The sequence below is a fragment of the Pseudoxanthomonas sp. 68-E7 genome (genome assembly GCF_057773145.1).
The window spans coordinates 146,242-158,648 of the sequence record NZ_JBYMTI010000004.1 but is presented as its reverse complement, the minus strand read 5'-3'; the positions used below and the strand labels follow the sequence as shown (position 1 = coordinate 158,648).

12 protein-coding genes are annotated in these 12,407 nt (G+C 68.9%); 4 read left to right on the top strand and 8 right to left on the bottom strand.

From position 1 onward, the window contains the following. Nucleotides 1-17: 17 nt before the first annotated feature. Complete coding sequence (locus AC3DE2_RS11555; protein ID WP_488426297.1) at nt 18-932, top strand: LpxL/LpxP family Kdo(2)-lipid IV(A) lauroyl/palmitoleoyl acyltransferase; 915 nt, start codon at nt 18-20, stop codon at nt 930-932. A gap of 9 nt (nt 933-941) precedes the next feature. Here the strand turns inward: AC3DE2_RS11555 and AC3DE2_RS11550 are convergent, their stop codons facing one another. The 4 genes from AC3DE2_RS11550 to AC3DE2_RS11535 form a co-directional block, all read right to left on the bottom strand. Beyond that, nucleotides 942-2,276, bottom strand: a complete 1,335-nt coding sequence (locus AC3DE2_RS11550) for an O-antigen ligase family protein (RefSeq protein ID WP_295380831.1) — start codon at nt 2,274-2,276, stop codon at nt 942-944. After that, nucleotides 2,248-3,390 (bottom strand): glycosyltransferase, encoded by a 1,143-nt coding sequence (locus tag AC3DE2_RS11545; RefSeq protein WP_488426296.1) that lies wholly within the window; start codon nt 3,388-3,390, stop codon nt 2,248-2,250. Before AC3DE2_RS11545 ends, AC3DE2_RS11550 begins: the two co-directional genes overlap by 29 nt. A gap of 16 nt (nt 3,391-3,406) precedes the next feature. Then, nucleotides 3,407-3,604 (bottom strand): zinc-finger domain-containing protein, encoded by a 198-nt coding sequence (locus AC3DE2_RS11540; RefSeq protein ID WP_141455457.1) that lies wholly within the window; start codon nt 3,602-3,604, stop codon nt 3,407-3,409. Between the two features lie 181 nt (nt 3,605-3,785). Beyond that, complete coding sequence (locus tag AC3DE2_RS11535) at nt 3,786-4,361, bottom strand: YceI family protein (protein ID WP_295380818.1); 576 nt, start codon at nt 4,359-4,361, stop codon at nt 3,786-3,788. 239 nt (nt 4,362-4,600) lie between these two features. On the opposite strand from AC3DE2_RS11535, the gene AC3DE2_RS11530 reads away from it, so the two are divergent. The 3 genes from AC3DE2_RS11530 (at nt 4,601) to AC3DE2_RS11520 (ending at nt 7,106) form a co-directional block, all read left to right on the top strand. Next, nucleotides 4,601-5,566: a mitochondrial fission ELM1 family protein gene (locus tag AC3DE2_RS11530; protein ID WP_488426295.1), complete on the top strand. Its 966-nt coding sequence runs from the start codon at nt 4,601-4,603 to the stop codon at nt 5,564-5,566. An 82-nt stretch (nt 5,567-5,648) separates the two neighbouring features. Then, on the top strand, nt 5,649-6,032 hold the full coding sequence (locus tag AC3DE2_RS11525; RefSeq protein WP_295380781.1) for a nuclear transport factor 2 family protein: 384 nt from the start codon (nt 5,649-5,651) through the stop codon (nt 6,030-6,032). Between the two features lie 96 nt (nt 6,033-6,128). Next, nucleotides 6,129-7,106 (top strand): DUF2268 domain-containing putative Zn-dependent protease, encoded by a 978-nt coding sequence (locus AC3DE2_RS11520; protein ID WP_488426294.1) that lies wholly within the window; start codon nt 6,129-6,131, stop codon nt 7,104-7,106. Nucleotides 7,107-7,190: 84 nt separating this feature from the next. Here the strand turns inward: AC3DE2_RS11520 and glnE are convergent, their stop codons facing one another. The 4 genes from glnE to AC3DE2_RS11500 all read right to left on the bottom strand — a co-directional run bounded on the left by glnE (nt 7,191) and on the right by AC3DE2_RS11500 (nt 12,192). After that, nucleotides 7,191-10,010 carry a bifunctional [glutamate--ammonia ligase]-adenylyl-L-tyrosine phosphorylase/[glutamate--ammonia-ligase] adenylyltransferase gene (gene glnE, locus AC3DE2_RS11515; RefSeq protein WP_295380765.1) on the bottom strand — a complete coding sequence of 940 codons (2,820 nt, stop codon included), beginning with the start codon at nt 10,008-10,010 and terminating at the stop codon, nt 7,191-7,193. Between the two features lie 178 nt (nt 10,011-10,188). Next, on the bottom strand, nt 10,189-10,848 hold the full coding sequence (lipB, locus tag AC3DE2_RS11510; RefSeq protein WP_488426293.1) for a lipoyl(octanoyl) transferase LipB: 660 nt from the start codon (nt 10,846-10,848) through the stop codon (nt 10,189-10,191). Beyond that, nucleotides 10,845-11,123 carry a DUF493 family protein gene (locus tag AC3DE2_RS11505; protein ID WP_183639346.1) on the bottom strand — a complete coding sequence of 93 codons (279 nt, stop codon included), beginning with the start codon at nt 11,121-11,123 and terminating at the stop codon, nt 10,845-10,847. Before AC3DE2_RS11505 ends, lipB begins: the two co-directional genes overlap by 4 nt. 118 nt (nt 11,124-11,241) lie before the next feature. Next, nucleotides 11,242-12,192 (bottom strand): CsgG/HfaB family protein, encoded by a 951-nt coding sequence (locus tag AC3DE2_RS11500; RefSeq protein WP_488426292.1) that lies wholly within the window; start codon nt 12,190-12,192, stop codon nt 11,242-11,244. Between the last annotated feature and the right edge of the window lie 215 nt (nt 12,193-12,407).

The following is a 12,407-nucleotide window of genomic DNA, read 5'->3' as shown; positions in this document are numbered from 1 at the left end:
GACGCTAGAATTAAGCCATGGCCGCCCCGCAGATGCCCACCCGTCCCCCGTTCTCCCCGCGCCTATGGCTCAAATGGCTGGGCCTGGGCGTCATGGTGGCCGGTGCGTGGCTGCCCTGGCCGGTGCAGCGCGTACTGGGCGCGTGCATCGGCAGGCTGGCACCCTACCTGGCGCCTTCGCGGCGACGCGCGGCCGAGGTCAACCTGGCGCTGTGCTTCCCGCAGATGGGCGAAGCCGAGCGCGAGGCGCTGCTGAAGGACAGTTTCCTGGCCCTGGGGGTGGGACTGTTCGAATTCGCGCGCGCCTGGTGGGGTTCGATCGCGCCGATGCGCCGCGATGTGGTCATCGAAGGGCTGGAACACCTGCAGGCACTGCGTGCGCAGGGCCGGGGCGTATTGATGGTGTCCGGGCATTTCATGACCCTTGAGATGTGCGGCCGGTTGATCTGCGATCACATCGAACTGGCCGGCATGTACCGGCGCCACCGCAATCCGGTGTTCGAATGGGCGGTCAAGCGTGGCCGGCTGCGCTACGCCACCCACATGTTCACCAACGACGAGATCCGCGGCGCGGTGCGCCATCTCAAGCAGGGCGGTTTTCTCTGGTATGCGCCGGATCAGGACATGCGCGGCAAGGACACGGTGTTCGCGCCGTTCTTCGGCGTGCCGGCGGCCACCATCACCGCCACCCACCAGCTCGCGCGCCTGACCGGCTGCGCGGTGGTGCCGTTCTTCCATCGCCGCGAAGGCGGACGCTACATCCTGCGGGTGGCGCCGCCGCTCGAGGATTTCCCCACCCAAGATGCGGTGGCCGACAGCACCCGCGTCAATGCCCGGATCGAGGCGATGGTGCGCGAGGCGCCCGCCCAATACCTGTGGATCCATCGCCGCTTCAAGCGCCAGCCCGAAGGGCGCAGCAAGTGGTACGACTGACCGGTCAGGTCAACCGTCGTTGCCCGGTTCGGCTTCGCGGGCCAGCAGGCTGCCGGTGTACAGCGCCGCCAGCAACAGGGTGAGCCCGCCCCAGAACGTCGAATAGAAGGCCAGGTGGGTATTGAACGGGAACACCGTCACCGCCAGCGCAAGCATGGCCGGACGCGCGCGTTCCTTGGCCTGCGGGGTGGCGTAACGCCAGGCGCGCCACGCCAGCGCGGCGCCCGCCAGCCACAGCAGCAGGCCGATGACGCCGGTTTCGCTCAGCACTTCCAGCACGAGCTGGTGCGCATGCAGCGCCGGACCCTCGCCCCACGCGGGACGCCCGCCATGCAGCGGATCGCACTCGGGGAATGCCTTGCGGAAACCACGCACGCCGACGCCGTTGATGGGTTGATCCTTGACCATGCACCAGGCCGCGCCCCAGATCTGGGTGCGCCCGGACAGCGCCATGTCCACGCCATCCTCATCGGCGGCCAGTGCCTGGCTGGTGCGGTCCAGGCGTTCGCGCAGCTGCGGCGAAGCCACGCCCAGCGCGACCAATGCCAGCGCGCCGAAGACGAACACCGCCAGCAGGCGCTTCCAGCCCAGCAGCGGCAGGCCCGAGAAGATCAGGACCAATGCGTAGGTGATCCATGCCGCGCGGGCGCCGGCGAGGATGATCACCACGCCGATCGCTGCCGCCGCCAGGATCCAGCCGAAGGTGCCAAGCTTCCGGCCAGCGCCGAACAACGCGAACGGTGAAAGACTCGCCAGCACCACGCCGAGCTTGAGATTGCAGGGCCCGAGGAAACCACTCAGGCGATCCAGCATCGCCACGTCCTCGGGCGTGCACATCGAATGCCCGCTGGTCAGCTGCTTGAGCTGATCCAGGCCCCAGAACAGCGGGCTGGTCCCGAATGCGGCCTGCAGCAACGCATCGAGCGTCCATACCGCGACGATGATCGCCAGGCCGCCAAATGTGGTGCGCCGGCCGCGCTCGTTCGCCACCGCCGCCGCCACCAGCCACAGGAACGGCAGGTAGCGCAGATCCACGACCGCTTCGCGCAGCGCGCGCGCGGAATCGACCGCCTCGACCACGGAGATCAATTCGGGCAGCCAATAGGCCAGGAACATCACGCTGGTCAGCGCCCATGCGGGATTGCTGAGCAGGCGGGTGCTGCCACGGAAACGCGCCAGCAGCAGGCGGATGATGGCCGCCAGCGCGCCGAGCACCATCACGCCCTCGGCGAATCCCGGCGTCGGCCACAGCGCGACGAAGGTCAGCACCCACGCCGGCGCCCAGCGCCAACCGTGCGGCGCCCGCTGCGCGTTCTCAGTGATCGGCGATCCGGTGGCGGTCATGGGCGAGTTCAAGATAGGTGGCGAGCGTGGCGTCCTGCATCGCGCGCAGGGTGTAGGCCGGCATCGTAGCCGCTGACGACGCGGGATGCGACGCCAGCAGGGATCGCGCCGTCTGCAGCAGCGCGTCCACGTCGAATGGCGGCACCGCGCCTTGCGGCTGCAGTTCGGCTAGCAATTCGCCGACGCCGCCATGGGCCCAGCCCGCTACCGGGCGTCCCACCGACAGCGCCTCGATGACGGTGCGGCCGAATGCCTCGGGTTTGCGCGACAGTTGCAGGACGAGATCCGACGCCGCATAGGCGTCGGCAATGCGCGCGGTCGGTGGCGTGATCACCAGCGCGTCGCCGAAACCACCCTGCCTGGCCTGCTGCTCCAGTTCGCCGATGTACTGCTCGCGTCCGGCCTCGCGCGCGCCCGGCATCCACAGGCGCGCGTCCAGTCCTCCGGCGCGTAGCCGGCCGAGCAGTGCCACGGCGTCTCCGTGGCCCTTCAACCGGGTTCCGCGTCCGGGCAGCAACAGCAACGGGCCGTTCCCGCCAAGCGCGGGGTGTTCGTCGGTGAACTGCGCGCGCATGGCGCGATCAGGCCATGCCCGGCGTGGGAAGCGTGTCGGATCGATGCCGCGCGGAATCACCCGCAGCTTGCCGGGATCCGTGTGCGGGTAGTGTTCCAGCACGTACCTGCGCACGGTGTCGGAGACGCAGATCACCCGCTCGCCGCGGGTCATGATGGCGCTGTAATAGCCCGGCGAATTGAGGCCATGCACAGTGGTGACGAACCCCGGGCGTTGCGCCGCGGGCATGGCGCCCAACGCCTTCCAGCCCAGCCAGGCCGGCAGGCGCGAGCGCGCGTGCACCAGATCGGGACGCAGGCGCAGGAATAGATCACGCAGGGTGCGCACATGGCGCAGGCTCAGCAGCGACTTGCGGCCGATATCCAGGGTGACGTGTTCGGCGCCGGCCTGTTCCAGTTGCGGCACCAGGCGGCCACCGGCGGAGACGACGATGGCGCGATGTCCGGCCCGCACCAGTGCCTCGGCGATCTCCAGCGTCGATCGCTCCACGCCGCCGGACTCCAGCGCCGGCAGCAGTTGCACCACGGTCAGGCGGGGCATCGGGGCCCGGCGGGGATCAATCGGCGAGGACGAAATGCGAGCCGCAGTACGGGCACTGGACTTCGCCGCCGGGCGCATCCTCGATCGGCAGGTACACGCGCGGATGCGAGTTCCACAGGGCCATCGACGGCAGCGGACAGCTCAACGGCAGGTCGGCGCGGTGCACGGTGTAGCGCTTCTCGGCGTTGGCGGGCGCGGTGGCGGTCTGGCTCATGGCGAGGATGGCGATTCGGGGAAACCGGGGGAAGTTTACCACCGGCGCCGCGACGGGACCGCCGCACGCGGCAATCGGCGCCGGCGGCAACCAGGTTCCGCAAACAAGAACGCCGCCCGGGGAGAGCCGGGCGGCGCGGTGGGAACCGGTCGGGGGAGGGAGATACCGGCCCCCGCGGGACTTATTCCTTCGGCACCATCGCTTCGGTGGTGATGCGCAGCTTGACCTCGTCGCTGACCGCCGGCGCGAACTTGCCCACGCCGAATTCGGTGCGGCTGAGGGTCGCGGTGGCGTCGAAACCGATCGCCGCGCGCTTGGCCATGGCGTGCTCGCCGGCCTTGTTCAGGGTCACGTCCAGCACGACCGGCTTGGTGATGTCCTTGATGGTCAGGTTGCCGGTGACCTTCAGCTTGCCTTCGCCCGCGGCCTCGACCTTGGTGCTCTTGAAGGTGGCGGCCGGGAACTTGGCGGCATCGAAGAAATCGGCGCTGCGCAGGTGCTCGTCGAAATCGGCGACGAAGCTGTTCAGGCCGGACAGCGGCAGGGTCACTTCGACCTTGGAGGCGGACACGTTGTCGGCGTCATACACGATGGTGCCGTCGGCCTTGCCGAAGTGGGCACTGGGATTGGAGAAGCCGAAGTGGCTCCACTGGGCGATCACGTCGGTGTGGTTGGGATCGATCTTGTAGGTGACCGGGGCGGCGAACGCGGAACCGGCCAACGCGAACAGGGCGGCAATCAACAGGGTCTTGCGCATGATGGAATCTCCGGGGGTGGTGGTCATTCGAATACGGCAGGCTTCGTAAAGGCCGGGTCGACGCGGACGGCGCGACCGGCGCTCCGCCGGCAGCCCGGAAGGGGCCTGTCCGAAAGAGGCGATATCGGGCGCATCGGATTCGCCCGGCCGGCCGAATCACAACCCAGCCAGTGTAGAGTGTCCCGACTTTGGCGATCATCCGGGTGTTCCGGAACGGATTGTTTTGACAGGTGGAACAGATGGACCGCCCCGCCCCCCTTTCCGAACCCTTCTGGACGCTCACCGACGGCCACGCCGGCAATGTCCGCCAGGCCGAGGCGCTGGCCGATGCGCTGGCGCCCGGATCACATGCGTCCCACGTCCTGCGGCCGCGCGCGCCCTGGCGCTGGTGGGCACCGCGCCACCTGCCGGGCGACGCCTCGGCCTTCGGCGCGGCGTTCCGGACCGCGCTGGCCTCGCCCCCCCGCGTGGCCATCGGCTGCGGGCGGCAGGCGGCGCTGGCGACCCGGTTGCTGCGCGAGCGTGGCGCCCGGACGGTGCAGATTCTCGATCCACGGCTGGATCCGTCACTGTGGGACTGGGTGGTCGCGCCAGCCCATGACGGGCTTTCCGGGCCCAACGTGCTCACGGTGCAGGGCAGCCTGAATCCGATCGACGACGCCTGGCTGGCGCAAGCGCGCGCCGATTTCACCGCGTTCGCCGATCTGCCCGGACCTCGCACCGCAGTGCTGCTCGGCGGCAGCAGCGCGCATGCCCGCTTCGACCGCAATGCCTTCGAGGTGCTGGCCGGACGCCTGGAGGCGATGCTGGCGCGGGATGGCGGTAGCCTGCTGATCACCGCGTCGCGCCGCACCGATGCGCAGGTCCGGGCCGCCCTGCGCCATCGCTTCGTGGAAACCCCGGGGCTGACCTGGCTCGACGGGCGCGACGGTCCCAACCCCTATCCCGGCCTGCTGGCCTGGGCGGATCGGCTGGTGTGCTCGCCGGATTCGGTCAACATGATCTCCGAGGCCTGCGCCACCCGCGCGCCGGTGTTCGTGTTCGACCCTTCGCGGGTGCGCGGGCGTCCCCGCCGTTTCATCGATGCCCTGCTCGCCCGCGGCCGGATCCGCGCGATGGATGGAAAGCTGGCGCCGTTCGACGTCGAACCCCTGCAGGAGACCGCGCGGGTGGCGACGTTGTTGAGGGAACGACTGGACAGTTAGAGTGCAACTCGCTGGCAAGGACAGGCCCACGGGTCCCGCTCGCGAAATCACGCCCACGAGATCACGCCCCAAAGGACACCCCATGGATCAGGCCGCGCGACAAGCCCTCATCGAACGCTACATCGCCGCCTACAACGCCTTCGACATCGACGGCATGGTGGCGCTGCTGCACGACGAGGTTCGATTCGAGAACCATGCCGGCGGCGAACTGACGGTCGCCACCGATGGCCGCGAGGCGTTCCGCGCGTTGGCCGAACAATCAAGCGGACTGTTCAGCGCGCGCGAGCAGCGGGCAAGCGGCTGGCACTTCGGGCCGGATCGGACCACTGTCGACATCGATTACCGGGGCACGCTCGCCCGGGACATTCCCGGTGGCCCGGTCGCCGGCACCGTGCTGGAATTGAAGGGCCGTTCCGAATTCGGTTTCGTCGGCGATCGCATCGCCTATCTGGCCGATCACGCTTGAATCTCACATTCGGCGCCAGCGGCGATCCACGCCTTAAACCTGTACGCCACTGCGCGCATCCAACCGGTTCCCGCCTCTGGCACGGATGGTGACCGCATGCGCTACGTACACGGACTGGCCGCCCTGCTGCTTGGCCTGATGATCCTGGCCCTTCCGGCACTAAGCCGTGGAGACGACGTCCGGGCGGTGGAATCCTCCGATATCGACCGCTTCTGGCGCGCCTACGATCGCATCATCGCCACGCCGGACGAGGCCGAACGACAGCGGATCCTCGAACAGGACTTCCTGGCACCGGGTACGCCCGGCCTGAAAGCCTTCATGCAGGCCAAGGGTTACGACGCCGCCTGCTATCTGGACGCCATCAGGCGCTATCCGAAGTTCTGGACTTCGGTCCGCGCCGGCACGCTGGCGCTGAAAAAGCGCGGCGACGAGTTCGCGCCGGGAATCGCCCGCTTCCGCGCGCTGTATCCGGCACTGCGCCCGGCCGAGATCTACTTCACCATCGGCTGCCTGCGCTCCAGCGGCACCACGCGGGACGACAAGGTGCTGATCGGCGCGGAACTGGCGGGCGGCGACGCACGCACCGATGTTTCCGAATTGCCGGAACGCATGTCCAAGGCGCTGGACAGCTATTTCCGCAGCGAACCGGGCAAGCAACTGGTGCTGCTGAACGTGCATGAATACGTGCACACCCAGCAGCAGGGCCCCGGTCCCCATCTTCTGGCCCAGGCGATGTACGAGGGCGCGGCGGATTTCGTCGCCGAGCGGATCACCGGGCAGGTTCCCGCGCTGCCGTACATGACCTACGGTCCGCGCAACGAGGCCACGCTCAAGCGCGAATTCCAGCCGCGGATGCATGATCCTGACTGGAGTGGCTGGCTCTACAACGGCCCCGGCAACGCCCACGGCGTCGGCGATCTGGGCTATTACATCGGCTACGCCATCATGCGCGACTATTACCAGCGCGCGCCGGACAAAACACGCGCGCTGGCCGAGATCATCGAGCTGGACTACCGGGATGCCACTGCGGCGCAGGCGTTCCTGGATCGCTCGGGGTTCTATGCCGCGGAGTGATCGCGCGCTCCTGTAGGAGCGACGTGAGTCGCGACCGCGGGCGATCCGTGACCGTCAAATTTCCGGTCGCGACTTGCGCCGCTCCTACGGGGAGCGGGTATCGAAATCCAGATCGTGTGCCGCGAGCACGTGGCGGACGGCGGCGCGCGCGGTGGCGATCGCCGCATTCTCGGGTACCAGCCGCGGGCGTCGATCAAGGGTGCAGGCCAGGCCTTCGGCGAGGAACACCGAATGGGCCTGGGTGAGCGCCTGCGCAATCCGCTCGTCGATACGGCCGGTCGCCAGCAGCGCGGCGATCAGTGATGCGGTGTTGCGCGGCGTCAGCAGCGCCGGCGCCGCACCGGATTCGCGCAGCACGCGGTACTGCAGCAGGAATTCCAGATCGACCAGGCCGCCCTCGCCCTGCTTGAGATCGAAGCGCGCCGCATCGCTGCGATCCAGCTCCGCGCGCATGCGCTGGCGCATCCCGACCACGTCCTCGCGCAGCTTCGCCGGATCGCGCGAGCGGGACAGGGTGGCGTCGCGGATGTCCTCGAAGTCCTGCATCAACCCGTCATCGCCGGCGACGCCGCGTGCGCGTACCAATGCCTGGTGTTCCCAGGTCCAGGCGCGCTCGCGCTGGTATTCGCGATAGCTGGCCAACGACGACACCAGCAGGCCCTTGGCGCCGTCCGGGCGCAGGCGCACATCCACGTCATAGAGCCGGCCGGCGCCGGTTTCCGCACCCAGCAGGGCCACGATCTTCTGCGCGAGCCGCGCGTACCAGCGCCCGGCCTCCAGCGGACGCACGCCGTCGGACTGGGCGTCGGCGGGCGCGTCGTAGAGGAACACCAGATCCAGATCCGAACCGAAGCCCAGCTCTTCACCGCCCAGGCTGCCGTAGCCGATCACCGCGAAACGACCGTCCGGCACGCGTCCGTGCGCGGCGGCGACTTCGTCCTCGGCGGTGCGCAGCACCACCCGCACGACCTCGTCGGCCAGCCACGCCAGCTGGCGGGTGCTCTCGCGTGCCGGCTCACGGTGGTCCAGCGCCGCCATGGCGATGCGGAAACTCAACGCCAGCCGGCGCTCGTTCAATTCGCGCAGGGTGGATTCGGCATCACCGCCGTCCAGCGCGCGATTGCACTCGGCATGCAGGCTCTGCCGATCCGGCAGCGGACCGGACACGCGCGCGTCGAGCAACTCGTCCAGCAGCAGTGGATACAGCGCCAAGCGTTCGGCCAGCAGTGCGCTGCGCGCCAGCACGTCGACCAGTCGCGCCAGCGCGCTGGGCTGCTCGTCCAGCAGCGCCAGGTAGCTGGCCCGGCGCAGGATCGCCTGCAGCAACGCGAGCACGCGCTTGAGCGCGGCATCCGGTTGCGCCGAACGCGCCGCCGCCCCCAGCAGCGCGGGCACGACCCGATCCAGGCGCGCGCGCGATGCGTCGGACAAGGCGCGCACGCCGGAGAAGCGGGCGAAGTCGCGCAGCGCGCCATCGGCGGTGCCCGCATCGGCGAAACCGGCTTCGGCCAGGGTGGACTCGTCGCCACCTTCCGGCAGGGCGCGCCAGTAGTGTTCCAGCGCGCCCGGCGCGGCCTGCCCGCGGCGCGGCGCAAGCAGCTCGGCGAACTCCTGCGCCACCCGATCGCGCTGGCGCTGCAAGGCGACCAGCAGGGCCGGCCAGTCCGGATAGTCGAGCCCGCGCGCGATGCGTTCGCGATCCAGCGGATTGTCCGGCAGCACGTGGGTCTGCGCGTCACGCAGCATCTGCAGGCGGTTTTCCAGCCGGCGCAGGTAGCGGTAGGCCTGGCCCAGCGCGGCGCCGTCGCTTTCGACGACCTGGCGGGCGGCCACCAGCGCGCGCAGGGCCGGCATCAGCCGGCGCTCGCGCAGCGACGGTTCGCGTCCCCCGCGGATCAGCTGCAGCGCCTGCACCAGGAATTCGATTTCGCGGATGCCGCCGGGGCCGCGCTTGATGTCGTCGGCGAGTTCGCGCCGCGCCACTTCCGCGGCGATCGCGGCCTTCATCTCGCGCAGGCCGTCCAGCGCGGTGTAGTCCAGGTAGCGGCGGTAGACGAAGGGGCGCAGGCTTTCCAGCCAGCGCTCGCCCGCCTCGATGTCGCCGGCCACGGTGCGCGCCTTCAACCAGGCGTAGCGCTCCCAGTCGCGGCCTTCGCGCTGGAAATACTGATCCATGCCGGCGAACGACAGCGCGACCCGCCCGGCGTTTCCGAACGGACGCAGGCGCAGGTCTACGCGGTGGGAAAAACCGTCGACCGTCGGCTCGTCCAGCAGTTTGGCCAGGCGCTGGCCGAGCCGGGCAAAATAGTCCTCCGCCGCCAATGCGCGCGCGCCATCGGATTCGCCGTTGTGCGGAAAGGCGTAGACCAGATCGACGTCGGAAGAGAAGTTCAGTTCGCCGCCGCCCAGCTTGCCCAGGCCGAACACCACCAGCCGTTGCACGCTGCCGTCGGCGGCACGGACCACGCCGTGACGCTGGGCGAATTCGGCTTCCAGCGCTTCCAGGCCGATGCGCAGGCAGTTTTCCGCCAGCCGGGTGCTGCCGGCCAGGGTGGCGTCCACATCGTCCAGGCCCAGCACGTCGCGCCAGATCAGGCGGGTGGATTCGGCGGTGCGATAGCGACGCAGTTGCTCCTGCCAGCGCGCGGATTCATCCACCGCCAGGACCGGCGCGGGTGTCGGCGCGGCGCCATCGTCGTGCAGCAGGGCTTCCAGTCGCTCCGGCTGGCGGCGCAGGGTTTCGGTGGCGAAGTCGCTGGCGAGGATCACCCGCCCCACGCGCGCCGCACGGGCAGGATCGGCCAGCAGTTCCGCCGCAACGGGCGAGGACTCGCGCAGGCGGGCCAGGCCGCGTTCGATCAGGGAATCGAGATCGGTATCGGAAACCGGAACGTTGTCATCCATACCGCCGGATTGTGGCATGCCATCCGGGGGTTTGTAGGAGCGACGTCGGTCGCGACCGGAAAGGCGGCGTGCACGCCCGATTTCAATCGCCCGTCCCTCGTCTGCGCACCGAAACGATCGGATGCGTCGGGCGTACGGTCGCAACCGACGTCGCGCCTACACGAGGCCAGGCCGCGCGTCAGGCGGCCAGCGAGAGATCCGGCAAGGTGGTTTCGCGTTGCAGGTCCAGGCCGAACTGCGCGGCCATTTTTTCCAGCAGGACGGGCTTGACCTGTTCCAGCCCGGACGGACCGCCCAGATCGGCCAGCGTGGCGACCCGCAGGCCTTCGTAGCCACAGGGATTGATGCGATGCCACGGCGAGAGATCCATGGCGATGTTGAAGGCGAGGCCGTGGAAGGTGCGGCCATGGCGCACGCGGATGCCGAGCGCGCCGATCTTGGCGCCGGCGACGTACACGCCGGGCGCGCCTGCCTTGCGCTCGGCGTGGATGTTCCATTCGCCGGCGGTGTCGATCATCGCCTGCTCGATTTTGCAGACGTACTCGCGCACGCCGACCTTCATCCGCGGCAGGTCGAACAGCGGATAGGCCACGATCTGGCCGGGACCGTGATAGGTCACCTGGCCGCCGCGATCCACCTGCACCACCGGGATGTCGCCGGGTGCGAGCACGTGCTCGGGCTTGCCGGCCTGGCCGAGGGTGAACACCGGATCGTGTTCGACCAGCCACAGTTCGTCGGGGGTGTGTTCGTCGCGCGCGTCGGTGAAGCGCTGCATGGCCCGCCACACCGGCTCGTAGGGCTGGCGGCCCAGCTCGCGCACCACGCAGGGGCGGCTCACAGCGTCCACTTCACTTCAGGGTGCGAACGCAGCGCTTCGTGCGCGGCGTCGAACTGTTCGCGGCTGGCCGCCTGGAAGGCGATGCGCACCGACACATACTTGCCGTTGGCCGAATGCTTCCAGGTGATGTCCTCGTGGATCACTTCCACGCCGGCCTGGGTCAGCAGCTTGGGGAGTTCGGTTTCCAGGCCCGCGTTGGCGGTGCCCATGGCGCTCAGCTCGAAGGTGCCGGGGAACTGGAAGCCGTGTTCAGGGTTGTCGGACTTGATTTCCATGGCACCGATTATTGGGCCGGGCCGGGTGAAAACCAAGCGCGCGGCCAGCGGGACCGGCGCGGAAACGCGGAAGGCCGCGGTTTCCCGCGGCCTTCCGGTCATGCGATGCGGTGCGGCCTCAGCGGGCCAGCTGCGTCAGGGTGGAGGAGACCCAGCCCTTGTTGCCGAGTTCGTCCTCGACTTCCCACATCACGCCTTCCTTGTTGCCGGTGGGGTACAGCATCATGCCCACGTCCAGATCACGCACGGCCTTGCCGGTGCCCTTGGCGTTGGCGAACAGGCGACCCGGCTTGGTCATCTCCACGGCCTGCTGCGCGCTGGCGGCCGAGGCGTTCTCGGCAACGCCACCCAGCTGGGTGACCAGATCGGTGTAGGCCTGCAGGTAGGCCAGGGTGATGACCTGGCCGATTTCGGTGTTGGCGTAACCGCCCACGCCGGCCGCGCCGACGCCGCTGCCGCCGAACAGGCCGCCGCCCGCGCCCCAGCCCATGTCGGTCTTCTTGGCGTTGCCTTCGGCCATCGCGACCTGCTCGGACGAGCGCACGTCGGTCAGGGTCAGGACCACGTCGGCGGTCTTGCTCTTGAAGTTCAGGCCACCTACCACGGCACCGGCGGTACCGCCGATCAGGCCGCCCAGCAGGCCGGTGATGGCGTTGCCGCTGGCGTTGGAGTTCTGCGAGATCAGATCCGGGACCAGCACGTAGTCGGCCGCCTTGATCTGGCCCTTGCCGATGTTGGAACGGTTGCGCAGCTCACCGTCGGCGGCCAGCGCGCGCTCGCCCATGGCGGCATTCAGGCCCGCGCCGCGGTCCACCAGGGTGAAGCAGCGCGACTTGTTGACGAATACCTTGATCAGGCGCGACGGCGCCGGCAGCTGCTGGCCGGTCCACCAGTTCACCACGTCTTCCGGCTCGATCACCGAGATGGTGCCCAGCGGCTTGGCGCAGGTCGGAATCTGCGCGACCTTTTCCTTGCGCGTGTCCTGGGCGCTCTTGGCGGCGAAGGCGGGCACGGCGATCATCAGCATCGAGGCCGCCAGCGCGGCCTGCTTCAAAGAAATCTTCAACATGAAAAATCAATCCCTGTTTGGTTGAAACATTTGCGGGGCCTGTGGCCCCTCCCCTGCTCCGCCGCAGCCATCCGAATGGCAGCCCGCGGAAGCCGCGATGATAAGCGAATGTGCACCATCTTCCATGCCCCGTAAGTACCGGGATCATTGACCTGGAACGCGAATTCGGCGCACTCCCGGCCAGCGGGCGATAATCGCCAACCCATCCCTATCGG

What these genes read in the sequence shown, in the direction of transcription:
- AC3DE2_RS11555 (WP_488426297.1), top strand. Translation starts at nt 18, where the DNA reads ATGGCCGCCCCGCAGATGCCCACCCGTCCCCCGTTCTCCCCGCGCCTA.
- AC3DE2_RS11550 (WP_295380831.1), bottom strand. Translation starts at nt 2,276, where the DNA reads ATGACCGCCACCGGATCGCCGATCACTGAGAACGCGCAGCGGGCGCCG.
- AC3DE2_RS11545 (WP_488426296.1), bottom strand. Translation starts at nt 3,390, where the DNA reads ATGCCCCGCCTGACCGTGGTGCAACTGCTGCCGGCGCTGGAGTCCGGC.
- AC3DE2_RS11540 (WP_141455457.1), bottom strand. Translation starts at nt 3,604, where the DNA reads ATGAGCCAGACCGCCACCGCGCCCGCCAACGCCGAGAAGCGCTACACC.
- AC3DE2_RS11535 (WP_295380818.1), bottom strand. Translation starts at nt 4,361, where the DNA reads ATGCGCAAGACCCTGTTGATTGCCGCCCTGTTCGCGTTGGCCGGTTCC.
- AC3DE2_RS11530 (WP_488426295.1), top strand. Translation starts at nt 4,601, where the DNA reads ATGGACCGCCCCGCCCCCCTTTCCGAACCCTTCTGGACGCTCACCGAC.
- AC3DE2_RS11525 (WP_295380781.1), top strand. Translation starts at nt 5,649, where the DNA reads ATGGATCAGGCCGCGCGACAAGCCCTCATCGAACGCTACATCGCCGCC.
- AC3DE2_RS11520 (WP_488426294.1), top strand. Translation starts at nt 6,129, where the DNA reads ATGCGCTACGTACACGGACTGGCCGCCCTGCTGCTTGGCCTGATGATC.
- glnE (WP_295380765.1), bottom strand. Translation starts at nt 10,010, where the DNA reads ATGGATGACAACGTTCCGGTTTCCGATACCGATCTCGATTCCCTGATC.
- AC3DE2_RS11505 (WP_183639346.1), bottom strand. Translation starts at nt 11,123, where the DNA reads ATGGAAATCAAGTCCGACAACCCTGAACACGGCTTCCAGTTCCCCGGC.
- AC3DE2_RS11500 (WP_488426292.1), bottom strand. Translation starts at nt 12,192, where the DNA reads ATGTTGAAGATTTCTTTGAAGCAGGCCGCGCTGGCGGCCTCGATGCTG.